We start from the raw sequence: 14649 nt of genomic DNA, 5'->3' as shown, positions 1-14649 counted from the left end.
CCGTGAAAACTGGGCCAGTTTGTGCGTTTCTTGCGTCACGCTGAGCATGCTTTCACGCCAATGGACGACGCCGGCCCCCGGCTTTCCGCGGTTTCCTCCCCGGAGGTGCCTCCAAAGCCTGCCCTGCGTGACGCGGGTGTGTGCGCGAAGCAGGTTTAGGCCTCGGCAACCTTTGCCAGCCGGCCGCGCAGCACAGTAGCCGAAATCCAGGTGACCACGCTGCAGGCCGCGGCTCCCCAGAGAATGTCCGTCGCAGCCACCAGGGCGGTGAAATCCTTCAGCACGGCGAACCCGGTCAGCGCCCAGGTGGCGTAGGTGAAGAACCCGAACAGGGCGGCGCCCGTGACCCGCTGCCGCAGTGTGAGGCCAGGGCTGTTGGGCCGGACGCCGTAGTGCACCATCCCCGCCACGAAGATGACGTAGAAGAGGACCGCGCCGGGCAGGTTGGCCCTGGCTGCCAGGAGGTGGCCGATCTGGCTCTGATACAGCGGGTTGGCCACCAGCAGGATCCATGCCACGTCCAGCACCGCGAATATCAGGGCGCTGACAACGTAGGTGGTCAGCCAGTTCTTGGTGCGGGGGCTCATGCAGGGCTCCTTGCGTCGGTAACGGTTCCACAAGCTGTTCGCTGCCGTTGTACCCGGCGGATTGCTTGACCCATACAAACCTGTCCCCGCTCCGAAGACTAAGGGGACTGCGCCATGCGTAGTTGAATGTGAATGTGCCCCCGGGCGCGATGGGACCGGCCGTGCAGCAGAGCGCGGCAGGCCAGGGGAAAGGAACCAGTCCGTGAATGAAAAGAGCCGCAAGGCCCTCATCAGTACCGTCATTGCCGTGGTGGTGGCAGTACTCATTGCGCTGGCCGGCAGCCAGGGCGGGTCCCGGATCGGCGGGTTCCCGGTATTCGCGCTGGGGGTTGCCATCGCATTCGTCATCCAGTGGCTGGTGTTCATTCCGTCATACAAAGCGCAGACGGAGAAGTTTTACGATCTCACCGGTGCCCTGACCTACATTTCCATCACGGTCTTCCTGGTGCTCGCCAGCCCGGGCGTGGACGCGCGCGGCATGCTGCTGGCGGCCATGGTGGTGCTGTGGGCCGCGCGGCTGGGCAGCTTCCTGTTCCTGCGGATCAGCAAGCACGGCAAGGACGACCGCTTCGATGAACTCAAGCCGGACTTCTTCCGGTTCCTGAATACGTGGACCATCCAGGGCCTGTGGGTGGTCCTCACGGCGGCGCTGGCGTGGGTGGCCATCACCTCGGACACGAAGGTTGGCCTGGACGCATTCTTCTGGGTGGGCCTGCTGGTGTGGGCCGCGGGCATCACCATCGAGACGCTGGCGGACCTGCAGAAGAACCGTTTCAAGGATGACCCCGCCAACAAGGGCCGTTTCATCAGCACCGGCCTCTGGTCCAGGTCCCGCCACCCCAACTACTTCGGCGAAATCACTCTCTGGATTGGCGTGGCCATCATAGCCTTGCCCGTCCTGCAGGGCTGGCAGTGGGCCGCCCTGGTGTCCCCGGTCTTCGTGGCCCTGCTGCTGATCAAGGGCAGCGGCGTGCCGCCCCTGGAGAAGAAGGCGGACAAGAAGTGGGGCGGCCAGGCGGACTACGAGGAGTACAAGCGGAACACGCCCGTGCTGGTGCCGAAGCTCAAATAGGAGCCTTTGGGTCAGGACGGACGACGACGGCACCCGGCTTGGGTGCCGCCTAGGGGTTTTGCAGGATGATCGCCGGCGTAAGTACCCCCTAATCCCCGAAGCAAGTACCTGTTACTCGTGACTGCTGCTTGGCCGAAACCTAGTCTCGAAAGACAGTGCGGCTAAGCAAAGGCTGATTGCGTTGCAGCAGATGCTGCTGGGGACATGGGGTTTTACTCCGGGGAGCAAAAGTGTCAGAGCCAAAATTTTTCGCCAAGGATTCTCCCGGCCGCGGAGGCAGGCCATCCTGGCTTGCCAGGGCGAAGGACACGCGGCCCGGGGCACTGTTGACGGCGCTCCTGTTGGCCGCTGAGGGCGGCATGGTGATGCTGCCGGTAGCTGCCACCGCGGCCGGTCCTGATCTGCCCGCAGCCACCAACTGCACCCCGAAACTCCTTCCCGGACTCGGCGGCCGGGGCAGCAACGCCGTCGCCTCGAGCAGCAACGGCCTGGTGGTCGGCCTCGCCGACACGGCGGCAGGCGAGTCGGCACCGGTGCTCTGGCGGAACGGTCAACCCACGCAGCTTGGCATCCCACTCCAGGCCGCGGCCCCCGCGTCGGTGAACGCGGCAGGAGTCGTCGTCGGCACGGGGTATGACGCCGCAAACGAAGTGCTGGTGGGCTGGTGGTGGCAGGACGGGCAGTACCATCCACTCCCGGTCAAGCCCGGCGATATAGCGATACCATCGGCGGTGTCTGACAGCGGTGTGGTTGCCGGGGCGCTGGTGGCCGACGAGGAACATTCAGACGGGCCGGGCGCCGACGAAGATGAGCATCCCGCCGTCTGGCCTTCCGTGACTACGGCACCCCGTGAGCTCACGCTGCCCGCCGGTGCGCGGGGTGGACATGCCTTCGCGGTCGGCCCGGACGGCACGGCCGGCGGCGTGGCCCTTGGGGACGACGCCACTCCGGTCCTCTGGGGGCCGGATGGCTCTCCGAAGGCACTGCCTACCCTTAGCGGCAAGGGCGGTGTAGCGCTTGGGATCGATTCAACAGGGCAGGCAGTGGGCCAGAGTGGCGTGGCCGACGGAACGCATGCCGTGGCTTGGGCCGCGACCGGTGCCGTCACCGACGTCGGGGCAGCCGCTGCCGGCGCCACTTCCAGCGCCGCATCAGCAATTGCGGGCGCGACGGTGGGCGCGGGCAGCTCGCCGTCGTTCCGCGCAGCGCGGCCGCAGGCGGTGATCTGGATCGGCAAGAGCGCACGGATCCTGCCGCCGGGAACTGATGCCCAGTTCACCGGCGTGTCCGGGTCCGCGACTTCGGTCTCAGGCCAGGGTGCCAACGCCGTCGTCATTGGCTTCTCCGCCGCCGACAACGGGCTGCGCCGCGCAACCGAATGGAGCTGCAAGTGAAAGGCCAGGGGCGCATGCGCCATCCAGTGACTGCGGTGCTGGCCCTCCTGCTGGGCACCGCCCTCGTGCTCGCCAATGTCTCCTTCCTGGGCACCTCACGCGACTCGCAGGCCTCGGCCGCAACGTCGGTGAGCCTGGGGTTCGCCGGTGACACCGGCGGCAACACGGTGACGGGCAAGGTCATCGATGCAGCACGCAACGCCGGAACCTCGGCATTTTTCAACCTTGGCGACCTGTCCTACTCCCAGATCACCCCGGAATCGGCCTGGTGCTCGTTCGTCAAGCAGCACGCCGGGACCATGCCGTACGAATTCATCACGGGGAACCACGAGGATGACGGACCTGACGGTGTGTGGTCCAAATTCGCCTCGTGCCTGCCGGATGAACTCGGGTCGGTAGGAAACTATGCCCAGCAGTTCTACACCGACTACCCGTCCAGCAGCCCGCTGGTGCGGCTGATCATGGTGTCCCCGAAGCTGACGTACAGCGGCAGCGGCCTTGACTGGTCCTACAAGTCCGGCACCCAGGGCTACAAGTTCGTGACGTCGGCCATCGACTCAGCGCGCGCAGCCGGAATCCCGTTTGTCGTGGTGGGCATGCACATGTACTGCCTGTCGATGGTCAACTACCCCTGCGCCGCCAGCCCCGACCTGATGAACATGCTGGTCTCCAAAAAGGTGGACCTGTACCTGCAGGCACACGACCATGCGTACGCACGCAGCTACCCGCTGGCGCTCAAGGGCAGCTGCACGGCCATCCCGGTCAGCAGCTTCAACCCGGACTGCGTGGCCGGCACGGACCCCAACGGGCAGTTTGCCGCCGGGACCGGGACCATCCTGGCCACCGTGGGTTCAGGCGGCAGGTCGATCAACAGTGAGAGCAATACGACCACGGCGCCGTACTTCCAGAGCTTCATGGGCAGCAACAACAACCCCACCTACGGGTTCTTGAATGTGTCGGTGACAAGCACAACCTTGACCGGTTCATTCGTCCGGGCTTCCGGCGGAACCTATTCGGATAAATTCACCATCACCCGCCCGGCACCGTCGCCGAGCCCCACGCCAACACCGACAACGACCGCCACGCCAACCCCAACTCCCACGCCGACACCTACGCCAACCCCAACTCCCACGCCGACACCTACGCCAACCCCAACTCCCACGCCGACAACAACGACGCCTCCGCCGACAACATCAGCAGTTTCCGTCCGGTCGTCCGCCACTGGGTCCGGCGAGCTGACGGCAGCGGGTTCGTACACGGCGGGCCTGCCTGCCGGTTGGCAACCTGGCGACACGGTTTTCCTGTTCTCGCAGGTCACGGTGTCGGGTTCTGCCAATGTCACGGCCCCGGCTGGATGGACAAAGGCGGTGGGTGACTTCACCAGCGCAAGCTCTGCATCGGCGCACCAGGCGGTCTGGTACCGCGTGATGCAGGCCGGCGATACTGCACCGAGCGTGCCTGAACCGACTTCCCGGTACGCCTGGTCGACCGTTGCGGTGCAGGGGGCAAACACCACCACACCGCTGGACGTTACGCCCGCCACGGACAACAACACAGGGGTAGCTTACCCGGATGTCCGGGCTCCGTCCGTCACACCGGTAACGGCGGGGGCACTCTTGCTGACCGCGCACGGCGTCAGGAACGGTACCAACTCGGCCACCACGTCCTTCACCCCACCGGCAGGGACAACTGAAGTGGGGGACGCAACATCCAACATCGCGGCCAAGTCGAACGCGGCCATCGAGGTCAACTCCCTCGCCCTGACCGATACGTCAGCCACTGGCACGAAGACCGCCACCGCGGCCTCGAGCCTGGGCACGCTGGTCAACCAGTGCGGCTCGGCCATCGTGGTGCGGCCTGCGGGTCCATGAGCGGACCAGCTGAATTAAGAACGACGGCGGCACCCGGCTTGGGTGCCACCGTTGTGTTTGCCCTCAACAGCTGACGTGACGTCCTGGCTGCTGTCGGAGGGCAGACAGGAAAAGCCCCGCAGCACTGGAGTGCGCGGAGCTTTCCTGGCAACCACTCCGCCTGATGGGGGCCAGGCGGAGAAGCTGACCCCAACCCTAATAGCAAGCATGCTTACTTTTCAAGTCCGGGAGTTTGCCTTCCCGTAAGCTGTGCACAAAGCGGGAACTCATTGGGGGAGAGTATGGACCGGTTGATCGACACTGACCAGAAACAGCAATTGGCAGCCTGGAACAAACGCTGCGCCACATTGTGGCTCAAATACTTCGCCATCGTGTTCGTGCCGCTGACACTGCTGACGATGCCGTTCTTCCAGCTGTTCTACTACTTCCTGGATGTGACAGGCCCACTGGTTTCCGGGGAACTGGCCTACGGCCAGCCGGGCTACTACGAGTACCAGGCTGCGAAGGACTGGTCCCTGGTTGTCCTGGCCGTTCTCCTCGTCCTGATCGGGGCGGTCTTCTACCTCAGCAACCGGTGGTGGAAGAAGGCAGTCCGCAAACTCGGCCTGCCGCCGGGCGGAGACCCCAGCAAATGGAACCGCTGGGTCTTTGGAAAGGCCCTGAACCCTTAAGGACGGGCAGGAGCAAGCGGGAAACCATCTGACGCCTGAACCGCGTGCCTCCGTCGCAGGTTAAGCGCAGGAGTCGGGAAGGATTCGCCCACTCCGGCCGGAACCGGCATTTTAGGCACGTGCAGGACGCTAGGCTCGTCCGTGGCGTCAGCGGCAATGGGGGGCTGACGCCCCAAACCCTTCCTGCACACAACCTGGGGAACCTGCATGTCCGGCTACACGTCCTTGCCCGCAACAACGCCCGCGTCCGGCACCCGCTGGATGGCCGCCGTCGTGCTTTCCGCCCTGCTTGGGCTCTTCATTCCGAGCCTGCCGGCAAACGCCGCCGACGCCCTGGACGGCACCTCGGTGGCCGGGCCGGATGCTGCGCTTGAGGCCGCAGACCTCCTGGCCACCCTTCCGGTGAAGGGCCGGGCGCCCAAGACGGGGTACGAGCGGTCGCTGTTCGGGCCGACGTGGGCGGACGTGGACCGGAACGGCTGCGACACCCGTAACGACATCCTCCAGCGGGACCTGACCCAGGTGACCTTCACCAGCAGCGTCCCCTGCACCGTCAAAACCGGAGTGCTTGCCGATCCCTACACCGGCACGGTCATCAACTTCCTCCGCGGCACCACCACCAGCAGCGCCGTGCAGATCGACCACGTGGTGGCACTCAGCGACGCCTGGCAAAAGGGCGCCCAGCAGTTGACCTCGGAGCAGCGGACGGTGTTCGCCAACGATCCGCTGAACCTCCAGGCCACCGACGGGCCCACCAACCAGCAAAAGGGCGACGGCGACGCCGCCACCTGGTTGCCGCCCGCCAAGGGGTTCCGGTGCGGGTACGTCGCCCGGCAGGTGTCCGTGAAAGCCCGGTACGGCCTGTGGGTGACGCAGGCGGAGCACGATGCCATTGCGGGCATCCTGGCCGGCTGCCCGGGTGAACCGGCGCCAACGTCCGTCGCTCCCGCCGCCGCCGGCACCGTTGTCTATTACGCTAACTGCGCTGAAGTGGTCACCGCCGGGGCGGCGCCGCTGTATGCCGGTACTGCGGGCTACCGGTCCGGGCTGGACGGCGACGGCGACGGGGTGGCCTGCGAGGGCTGAGCGCCCCGCCTGCCGCCGCACTCCTCCCTTGGGTACGGAGGGAAGGTTAACGTGGGTTGTTCGGTTGCGCCTCTGGGGGGAAGTCTTTTTGCAGTGCCAAACCTGCGATGATTGCGCCGGCCAGGAAGAGTACAAACGGCGTTTGAAGAATCGGCCCCAGAAGCGCGAACCCCGAGTCTGCAATTGGTTTTGCCGCCGCGGTGAGGCAGGCGATGTCCATCGCCAGGGCCACCACGTAGCCGGCGATGAAGATGACCATTAGTGCGGGAGGCCTGTAGCCCTTGGTGAAGGAGCGCACTGCGGAGTCGTAAGCCAGGAATTTGAGTCCGATGAAGATCGGCGTGAAGGTCAGAAGATCCAGGACGCTCACGTCTTCCGGGAACTTCCGCAGCGGGACGTTCGCCCGGCCTTGGTAAACGCCCTCAGAAAAGTACCACTGGATGCCAAGGTGGATGGCGACCAGCAGGGCTGAGAGCAGCCCGTACCGCAGCCAGGTTCCACGCCGCGTCATCCCAATCGCCATGGCCCAGTATGGCACCGGCAGGTCCGGCATCCTTCAGGATTTGAGGCAAACTTGAGACTGCTCCCACAAACGAAAGCGGATTCCCATGATCACTCTCCAGCAGGACGCCGACGGCTACATCCGGATGAACCGGCACTACCCGGCCGGCGTGCGGATCCGGATTGCTTTCGCTGACGGCAGCACCGGCGAGTTCTCTGGCCGGACCCTTAACAACGCCTACGACGTGGCGCTCGCGGACTTCCGGGCCGGGAACGGGCTCGATGCGAAGGGGTTCAACCGGGCCCCGGCGGGCCGGACCAACTCCGGCAACAAGATCGACTTCGTTCCCGTGCACCCCGGCATGGGGGAGTAGCCGGGCAAGCAACCGCCAAGCCGGTGCGGTTAGCTTCCACCACGGGACGTAGGGGACGGGACGGCCCGGAGCTGCGGGAAATCTGCCTCGCCTTCAGCGGCACGCGCCGAAGGATCCGGACCGCCGAATGATGGCCGCCGGCCGGACCGGTAGGCAGCGTCGATGATGGGTTCGAGTTCGTCAATCACGGTGTGGTTTCCGGGGAGGACCACATGGGCCAGGAATTCCGATTCAAGGGTGGCAATGCCTGCCGCCGCCGCGCCGAGCTTGGCGTCTATGGCCTGGGCCAGGGCGTGCCAGGATTTGCGGTTGGCGCGTTCCAGGATTCTTGCGTTCGCTTCGTGGAGCCGGCTGTCCGCGACGTCCCCGCGGATCGCCAGGGCGCCTTCGGACTGCAGTATGGGCATGACAATCCGGAACTGCCGCCCGTCACCCTTGAATGCGACGGCACTCAGGTTTCCCCGTTGAGTGAACGCAACGTCGGTTGCACCGTAGTTCGCGAGCGCCTGCCTGATGTGTTTCCGGGAAGCCTCGCTGCTGAAGGAGTCGCCCCGGGTGTAAGGACTGGTCATCTCCCAACTATGCGCCTCCGGGCCCCTCTTTCCTAACGTTGCCCGCTGGAGGCCGGATGCCTGATGGTGACTGTACCGGCGTCGCCATCAACCGTGACCTGCTGAACGGCGGCCAGCCGCTGCGTCGCCACCCCGGTGCCCAGGACGGCCGGGATGCCATACTCGCGGGCCACGATGGAGCTGTGGCTGAGCGGTCCGCCCACGTCGGTCACCACGGCGGACGCCATCGCGAACAGCGGCGTCCACGCGGGAGTGGTGATGCGGGCCACCAGCACCTCACCGGGCTGCATCAGGCCAAAATCCTCCGGGCCCCGCAGCACACGGGCAGCCGCGGTGACCTTGCCGGAACTCGCGCCGGCGCCCTTGATCACGTCGCCGGACTGGTGCTGGGAACCTGCGGGCATCCACGATCCGAACGACCGCTCCATCCACTTGCTCTCGGGCAGCATCTGCGGTGCCGCGGCCTTCGCCTGGCCCCGCCACAGCATCTTCCGCTCCTCCACGGCGGCGGCCCGGACCGGACGGTCAGCCCCGGCAATGGCAGCGCCACCACGGGCGCCGGGTTCGGCGAGGCCGAAGTCGACGGCGGCCTGCAGCTCCTGGTGGCGCAGCCAGAACACGTCCTCCGGCGCGGCAAGCACGCCCGAGGACACCAGCCGCCGCCCCAGTTCCAGCAGCATGCGCCGCAGCAGCGGCCAGGCCAGTCCGACGTCGGCCAGCGCGTCTTCGCGGATCGGCGCGGCTTCCTGCGCCCACCGGAGCAGGCGGAAGAACAGGGCTCGGCGGCGCGGTCCCAGCCGGGCAGCCATCTCCCGCGTCAGTGACTCCCGGCGCTCGGTCAGCTGCCGCTGCCGCTCATGCGGGTCGGTGCCCTGCCCCCGGAGGTAGAACTTCACCGTTTCGAGCTGTGCGGACGGGTGGTCCGCCGGTACGGGGATGGCGAAGTCCAGGTTGTAGACGGCGTGGCCGTAGAGGTCCAGGTGCTCCTGGAAGGTGAAGCGCCATTCCTGCCACAGGACGTCCTCCACCCCTTCCGGCGCGGAACCGGTCCGCTGGCACTGGGCGAGTTCCGCCGTCGGCCGTTCCAGCAACGCCGCAACCAGCGCGGGGTCGCTCCGCGCCCACCCCGCAAGGTCGTACAGCGACTTTTCCGCCCGGATGGGTTCGCTGTCGAAGCCCAGCAGGAACTCCTGGGCCGGGGGATCGCCGCGGCGCCGGACGGCCTTGTCATAGAAGGCCCGAAAGGAGAGCTCGCTCATGGCGGCGAGCGGGATGATGGACTGCACGGCAGTGTAGTAGACGGTGCCGGCGTCCAGGAGCGCCTGCACGCCGGCCAGCAGCCGGTCGCCGGAGAGCTCCGGCGGCGGGGTCACGGACCAGTCCCTGACCACCCGTTCATAGCGCGGGTGCGAATAGTCGCGCCAGCCCGTGATGCCCATGTGCGCCTTGCCGCTGAACAGCGCGCCCAGCGCCGGGACCGTGCGGCCCGTCATCCGCAACATGGCCAGGTTGCGGTAGTAGTAATAGGCGTAGCCGTTGATGGTGGGGAACCTGACGTCGCCCTCGCGCAGGGAGTTGCGGCCCAGCGCCTGGTTCATCAGGGCCGACAGCGAGCGGGTAACCGAGCCGTCGATGAGGTCGGCGAAGAGCGGGGTGAGCGGGTCCGGCATCTGCTCCACGATGCTCGCCCGGAAGTAGAGCCCCTTGGGATAGGGCACCGGCCAGGTGTCGGGGACGTCGGCTGCAGGTTCGGGGAGGGCCGTGATGGGCCGGGACTGCAGCAGGAAGAACCGGCCGCCGGCCCGCGCCCATTCGATGTCCTGCGGCGCGCCAAAGTGGTCTGCGCTCCGCTGGCCGTCGCGGGCCAGGCTAGCTGCGGCGGCATCGTCCAGGACGGGCGCACGACGGCGGGCTTCCGCCACCTTCTCCTCGGCCGTTCCGTTCTCCGCGGGCACGGTCATGACATCCTTGTCCGCTGTCTGCCGGGAGAGGACCCGGCCCGTGGCGGACTCAACCACAAGATCGTCCGTGGTGACGGTGCCGCTGACCACGGCCTCGCCCAAGCCCCAGGCGGCGCTGATCACCGTCTGGTCCCGCCGCCCGTTGGCGGGGTTGGCAGTGAACATGACGCCGGCGGCGTCAGCCTGCACCATCTGCTGGACCACGACGGCGAGCCGCACCTGGTCCGGCCCCACGCCTTCGCGGGCCCGGTAGGCCATGGCGCGCGCCGTCCAAAGCGAAGCCCAGCAGTTGATGACGGCCCGGGTGAGTGCCTCCGTGCCATGGACGTTCAGGTAGGTTTCCTGTTGCCCGGCGAAACTGGCCGAGGTGAGGTCCTCGGCGGTGGCGGAGGAACGGACTGATACTGCTGTGCCGTTGCCGAGCCGCGCGTACGCTTCCTCGAGTTCCGCGGCAATTCCGGCCGGCATGGTCCCGTTCCTGAACAGCGCGTTGATCTGTGCGGAGGCATCCTCGTAGTCCTGCGGGGACGCGTCCGGTTGGAGCGTGGCGAGGTCCTGGATCGCCGCGTCGAGCTGGTTGTGCGTGACGAAGTTCTGATAGGCGGCCGTGGTCAGGACAAACCCTGACGGCACGGGCAGCCCGGCCTGGATGAGGCCGCCCAGGCCCACCGCCTTGCCGCCGGCCAGGGCCACATCATCCCGACCCACATCGCCCAATTCCTTGACGTACGTCATGAGGCTGCGTCCTTGGTGCCCTGATTCCTGGGCGGATGAAGGAAGTTGGTGCGCAACATTCTGGCACCGTCCATGGTGCGGGGCTATAGGGGTTTAGGTGATGGCGGGCTGTTCAGGGCCCGCGCCGTCGCGGAATATTTGTCCTCCCGGAGCGGGTCCGCGGGCGCGGCGATGGATGAAGTACTCGGCCACGGCCAGGCTGAGCACCCAGGAGGCTCCGATCAGCAGAGCCCTGCTGAGTTCGGTGACCGGCCCCACCAGCGCGATCCAGGGGAGGGTGACCACCACGATGGTTCCCTGGGCAATGCCGATGGCATATGCCCGGGACATCCACTCGCTGTGCCGGACGTAGTTCCGGCGCCGCACCGCGATGAACCCCAGGATGATGAACGCCACCATCGCGGACCCGAACACCAGCCGAAGGACCAGCAGCAGTGGCCCGTCCAGTGGTGGCAGGTCATAGAAGACGGCCATCCACAAGCCGGACAGCGCGGCGAGCAGGCCTGTTGGCGCGAGGATGCGGCCAGCGACCTTGTGCCAGCTTGCCCTGCCTCGCTTGCCCCGGCGGAGCGGGGGAACGAACTGGAAGGCGCCCAGCACCAGATAGAGGGTGACTGTGGGGATGTGGATCAGCACCGGAAGGGGTGAATCAAAGAACCTGGCGTTTTCCGGTGTTATCTGGCCGCCCGCCAGCTGGGTCAGACGTAGCGTGCCGGCCAGGATCGGTACGAGGCTCAGGAGGATCAGGCCGACTGGAACGAACCAGCGGGCCTTGGGGGCGGGGCGGGAACGGGGAATAGCTGCAATGTTCATGGGTTGGCTTCTCTTGGTCCTGCCGGTGGCGCGTGGCCGGGCTTCGACCTTGGGCTCGATTGGTCACGTAATGGGCTGAGGGCTGGATTCCAGCGGAGATGGCCGGAACAACAGCGCCCAGCAGCGCCTATTCATACGGCCTGCGCTCAACGTACTGCAGATGGTTGCGGTTAGCGATAGGCGGCGGGCGATTCCACAGCGCGGCGCCGAGGACAGCAACCCAGAGCAGGAAGGCCCCGATGCTGATGCGCTCGCCGATGCCCAGTACAAGGTTTGGGCCCGGCGCCGCCATGAACGCGATCATGCCCATCAACGCCGATACGGCCAGCGAGACGATTGAGTAAGCGCGCATCAGGCCGCGGAATCCGGCAGCTACGAAGCACATGGCGGCCACCATGAGGGCCAGCTGGATGTTGGTGGCGACGATATGCATGGGTATGGACGTGTCATCGCCCAGCCTCAGCGGGTAGATGCTTCCCATGATGTTCCACAGCCCATAGGCGGTGAGCAGCCCGCCGCCCACCCGGAACGCCCGGTTCCCGCGCACGGAGGTCCAGACTCCTGCCCCGAAGGCAACAAACAACACCGTGTACACCCAGGTGAACGGGGCCAGGACGTCGCGGCCGGGGGAGCCGACGGCAAACAGTTCGCTCACCATCTGTTCGGTGCGGCGGTACCCGTCCCACAGGGAGGCCGCTATGGCGTCGGTGAACACCACGTACAGGAGTGAAGACAAGGGGCCCGCAGTCAGGAGGCTCTTTCGCACGGCATCGCGGCGCGGGCCTTCGGACGCGGCCGCTCTCCGGCGTCGCTGGAGGTGTCCCTTCCCGATCGACATGTCCGCAGAGTCCTCAGAGCCCGCAGTTCTGCCATGTCTGACGCGGGGCCCGCGGGCATCCTGCCCGGCGCCTGACTGTTCCAGCCTTCGCCGCGCCGCTGCATCCTGATAGGGCCGAACTGCCTTGGGCTGCTGATTCCCGGGAGGTTGGGGGACCGGCAGTGCGCCCCCTTCCAGGCTGCTTCTTAGGTGGCGGCCATTAGGTATCCCGGCATATTGACTGCCGGCAGGGGGAGGAATAGCTTCAGCCTTAGCGGGGCCATTCACCCCGTTTCCACGGATAAGGGGCCGGATCTGGGCCGCTCCTGCTCGGCCATCGAGCCAGGTGAGGAGGCTTCTGTGCGCACGTCATCCTGCATCAATCGCACTCAGGCTCCGCAGATACCTTCCGCATGGCCGCAGCACACCGTAGTCAGCACACCGTTGTGAGGATCCAGGGAAGGACGAACCATGCCGAAGTATCTGTTTGAAGCCACCTACATGGGCCAGGGCATCAAGGGGCTCATGCAGGAGGGCGGCACCAAGCGCCGCGATGCGCTGACGGAGGCTTTGAAGTCCGTGGGCGGAACACTGGACAGCTTCTACTATGCCTTCGGCTACTACGACGTCCTCGGCGTCTTTGACGTGCCGGATGATGCAAGTGCCGCAGCACTGTCGCTGCTCATTAATTCGTCCGGGAGCGTCAACGTCCGGCTGAAGCCGCTGCTGAGCGTGGAGGACCTGGACGAGGCCGCCAAGAAGACGCCGTCCTACCGCGCCCCGGGACAGTAGACCAGCACGGTAGGGGAGCTCGGCACCTTTGCTGCGGGCCGGCGTCGTGAATTTACGACGGCGGGCAGGTCGTCTTGTGCGCGTGTGCGGAGTCATCTGCGGCTAGGATCGGAGGGTTGCCGAGGGGGTCGGTGACCTTTCTGGGGGAACTTCATGACATCCAAGCCTGCACGTCCGTTTACCAAGCCGCTCCCGGCCGCCCGGAGAGCGCTGGGTGTGGCAGCCGCGCTCTTACTGGCCTCCGCCGTCGTCGCCGCCCCTGCGTCCGCGGCCGACCCGAAGGTGATCGACGTCGTCGGCCAGCCCTTGGGCGTCGCGTCCGGACCGGACGGCACGCTGTATGTCAGCGACTACAGGTGGGACGGAAGCGTCAGCGCTTACCGGCCGGGGGAGACCGTGCCGTCCCGCACCATCCGGACCGGGAAGTTTCCCACGTCGCTGGCCGTCACGCCGGACGGGACGCTGTACGTGTCGCAGGCCGATGGCGCGCAGTCCGAAATCGGCGTTGTGGCGCCCGGCGCGGACCAGGTCTCCCTGGTCATGAAGGTGTCCTTCGGCAGGCACCGGCTGGTGGTGGGGCCGGACGGATCGCTGTACGTGGTCAATCCGGAGGAGAACTCCCTGTCCGTGGTGAAGCCAGGCGAGGCGTGGGTGCACCGGACCATCCAGGCCGGCCGGTATCCCGTGGAGGTGGCCCTGGCAAAGGACGGGACGGCGTATGCCGCCAACCAGCTCGCGGGCACCGTGACCGTGATTCCCGCCGGTGCGCCGTCGCCGTCGCACACCATCGACGTGGGCGCGGGGACCCACCCGCACGGGATTGCGGCGGCTCCGGACGGAACCGTCTACGTGGCCAACATTATGACCAACGAGGTGGCGGTGATCGAGCCCGGCGGCACATCGGTGGCGCGGCGGATTCCCGTGGGCAAGGCGCCGCAGGAGGTGCTGGCCGCTGCCGACGGGACGGTGTACGTGACCAACAGCGTGGACGACTCCGTCTCCGTCATTCCCGCCGGCGCAGCGGCTGCCACGCGCACCATCGCCGTCGGCGATGACCCCGGCCGGATGGTTCAGCGCGGCGACGGATCCGTGGTGGTGGTGAACAGGCGCGGCAGGTCCCTGACAGTGCTCGACGGCGGACCGGCCGGCACTGCCGCGCCGGTCACCCCGGGCGGGGAAGAGGCAGCCGTGGACGACGGCGGCGGGTCCGATGGCGCCGTCATCGCCAGGGGTTCCTTCGATGTGGCCCTTCCGGCCGTCGCCGCCGGAGCCGGTCTATTGTTCCTGGCCGGCGCTGCTGTGGTGGTTGTTGTGCTGCGGCGTCGAAGGAAGGTCAGCGGGGCGGGCTGTTCTGAGGGCTGGGTCCTGGACTAAGACGCACTGATGTCCTGAGGCTCCGGCAG

At 66.7% G+C, this 14649-nt stretch carries 14 protein-coding genes; 8 read left to right on the top strand and 6 right to left on the bottom strand.

The genetic code is table 11. The annotated features are described in order from the left end of the window. Positions 1-155 precede the first annotated feature (155 nt). Entirely contained in the window at positions 156-587 is a 432-nt protein-coding gene (locus tag ASG86_RS09205) for a DUF2177 family protein (protein ID WP_056332834.1), read from the bottom strand. 202 nt (positions 588-789) lie between these two features. Here ASG86_RS09205 and ASG86_RS09200 point away from each other — a divergent pair, with 202 nt between their 5' ends. The 5 genes from ASG86_RS09200 to ASG86_RS09180 all read left to right on the top strand — a co-directional run bounded on the left by ASG86_RS09200 (position 790) and on the right by ASG86_RS09180 (position 6681). Further along, entirely contained in the window at positions 790-1659 is an 870-nt protein-coding gene (locus ASG86_RS09200) for a DUF1295 domain-containing protein (protein WP_056332831.1), read from the top strand. A gap of 230 nt (positions 1660-1889) precedes the next feature. Continuing rightward, positions 1890-3053 carry a hypothetical protein gene (locus tag ASG86_RS09195; RefSeq protein ID WP_156386157.1) on the top strand — a complete coding sequence of 388 codons (1164 nt, stop codon included), beginning with the start codon at positions 1890-1892 and terminating at the stop codon, positions 3051-3053. Between the two features lie 14 nt (positions 3054-3067). Then, entirely contained in the window at positions 3068-4924 is a 1857-nt protein-coding gene (locus ASG86_RS20520; RefSeq protein ID WP_156386156.1) for a metallophosphoesterase, read from the top strand. Positions 4925-5205: 281 nt separating this feature from the next. Further along, the gene (locus tag ASG86_RS09185; protein WP_056332821.1) at positions 5206-5595 is read left to right on the top strand and encodes a hypothetical protein; all 390 of its coding nucleotides are present in this window, start codon (positions 5206-5208) and stop codon (positions 5593-5595) included. Positions 5596-5802: 207 nt separating this feature from the next. Then, the gene (locus ASG86_RS09180; RefSeq protein WP_056332819.1) at positions 5803-6681 is read left to right on the top strand and encodes a GmrSD restriction endonuclease domain-containing protein; all 879 of its coding nucleotides are present in this window, start codon (positions 5803-5805) and stop codon (positions 6679-6681) included. Positions 6682-6727: 46 nt separating this feature from the next. On the opposite strand, the gene ASG86_RS09175 is transcribed toward ASG86_RS09180, so the two are convergent. Beyond that, entirely contained in the window at positions 6728-7234 is a 507-nt protein-coding gene (locus ASG86_RS09175) for a hypothetical protein (protein ID WP_156386155.1), read from the bottom strand. A gap of 55 nt (positions 7235-7289) precedes the next feature. Between ASG86_RS09175 and ASG86_RS09170 the strand changes: the two genes are divergently transcribed. Further along, complete coding sequence (locus tag ASG86_RS09170) at positions 7290-7556, top strand: hypothetical protein (protein ID WP_056332817.1); 267 nt, start codon at positions 7290-7292, stop codon at positions 7554-7556. A gap of 29 nt (positions 7557-7585) precedes the next feature. Here ASG86_RS09170 and ASG86_RS09165 read toward each other — a convergent pair whose 3' ends face one another. The 4 genes from ASG86_RS09165 to ASG86_RS09150 form a co-directional block, all read right to left on the bottom strand. After that, on the bottom strand, positions 7586-8128 hold the full coding sequence (locus ASG86_RS09165) for a hypothetical protein (RefSeq protein WP_235565149.1): 543 nt from the start codon (positions 8126-8128) through the stop codon (positions 7586-7588). A 32-nt stretch (positions 8129-8160) separates the two neighbouring features. After that, positions 8161-10824, bottom strand: a complete 2664-nt coding sequence (locus ASG86_RS09160; protein WP_056332815.1) for a PEP/pyruvate-binding domain-containing protein — start codon at positions 10822-10824, stop codon at positions 8161-8163. A 93-nt stretch (positions 10825-10917) separates the two neighbouring features. Continuing rightward, positions 10918-11637 (bottom strand): DUF2306 domain-containing protein, encoded by a 720-nt coding sequence (locus ASG86_RS09155; RefSeq protein WP_056332811.1) that lies wholly within the window; start codon positions 11635-11637, stop codon positions 10918-10920. Between the two features lie 127 nt (positions 11638-11764). Beyond that, positions 11765-12475 (bottom strand): DUF998 domain-containing protein, encoded by a 711-nt coding sequence (locus ASG86_RS09150; protein WP_056332809.1) that lies wholly within the window; start codon positions 12473-12475, stop codon positions 11765-11767. Positions 12476-12925: 450 nt separating this feature from the next. Here ASG86_RS09150 and ASG86_RS09145 point away from each other — a divergent pair, with 450 nt between their 5' ends. Continuing rightward, the gene (locus ASG86_RS09145) at positions 12926-13246 is read left to right on the top strand and encodes a GYD domain-containing protein (RefSeq protein WP_056332807.1); all 321 of its coding nucleotides are present in this window, start codon (positions 12926-12928) and stop codon (positions 13244-13246) included. A 153-nt stretch (positions 13247-13399) separates the two neighbouring features. After that, positions 13400-14620 carry a virginiamycin B lyase family protein gene (locus ASG86_RS09140; protein ID WP_056332805.1) on the top strand — a complete coding sequence of 407 codons (1221 nt, stop codon included), beginning with the start codon at positions 13400-13402 and terminating at the stop codon, positions 14618-14620. Positions 14621-14649 lie beyond the last annotated feature (29 nt).

Source organism: Arthrobacter sp. Soil764 (genome assembly GCF_001428075.1).
Classification (GTDB): domain Bacteria; phylum Actinomycetota; class Actinomycetes; order Actinomycetales; family Micrococcaceae; genus Arthrobacter.
The sequence above is the reverse complement of the archived record's forward strand: the minus strand, read 5'-3'. Positions and strand labels throughout refer to the sequence as shown.

What these genes read in the sequence shown, in the direction of transcription:
- ASG86_RS09205 (WP_056332834.1), bottom strand. Translation starts at nt 587, where the DNA reads ATGAGCCCCCGCACCAAGAACTGGCTGACCACCTACGTTGTCAGCGCC.
- ASG86_RS20520 (WP_156386156.1), top strand. Translation starts at nt 3,068, where the DNA reads ATGCGCCATCCAGTGACTGCGGTGCTGGCCCTCCTGCTGGGCACCGCC.
- ASG86_RS09185 (WP_056332821.1), top strand. Translation starts at nt 5,206, where the DNA reads ATGGACCGGTTGATCGACACTGACCAGAAACAGCAATTGGCAGCCTGG.
- ASG86_RS09180 (WP_056332819.1), top strand. Translation starts at nt 5,803, where the DNA reads ATGTCCGGCTACACGTCCTTGCCCGCAACAACGCCCGCGTCCGGCACC.
- ASG86_RS09175 (WP_156386155.1), bottom strand. Translation starts at nt 7,234, where the DNA reads ATGCCGGACCTGCCGGTGCCATACTGGGCCATGGCGATTGGGATGACG.
- ASG86_RS09170 (WP_056332817.1), top strand. Translation starts at nt 7,290, where the DNA reads ATGATCACTCTCCAGCAGGACGCCGACGGCTACATCCGGATGAACCGG.
- ASG86_RS09165 (WP_235565149.1), bottom strand. Translation starts at nt 8,128, where the DNA reads ATGACCAGTCCTTACACCCGGGGCGACTCCTTCAGCAGCGAGGCTTCC.
- ASG86_RS09160 (WP_056332815.1), bottom strand. Translation starts at nt 10,824, where the DNA reads ATGACGTACGTCAAGGAATTGGGCGATGTGGGTCGGGATGATGTGGCC.
- ASG86_RS09155 (WP_056332811.1), bottom strand. Translation starts at nt 11,637, where the DNA reads ATGAACATTGCAGCTATTCCCCGTTCCCGCCCCGCCCCCAAGGCCCGC.
- ASG86_RS09150 (WP_056332809.1), bottom strand. Translation starts at nt 12,475, where the DNA reads ATGTCGATCGGGAAGGGACACCTCCAGCGACGCCGGAGAGCGGCCGCG.
- ASG86_RS09145 (WP_056332807.1), top strand. Translation starts at nt 12,926, where the DNA reads ATGCCGAAGTATCTGTTTGAAGCCACCTACATGGGCCAGGGCATCAAG.
- ASG86_RS09140 (WP_056332805.1), top strand. Translation starts at nt 13,400, where the DNA reads ATGACATCCAAGCCTGCACGTCCGTTTACCAAGCCGCTCCCGGCCGCC.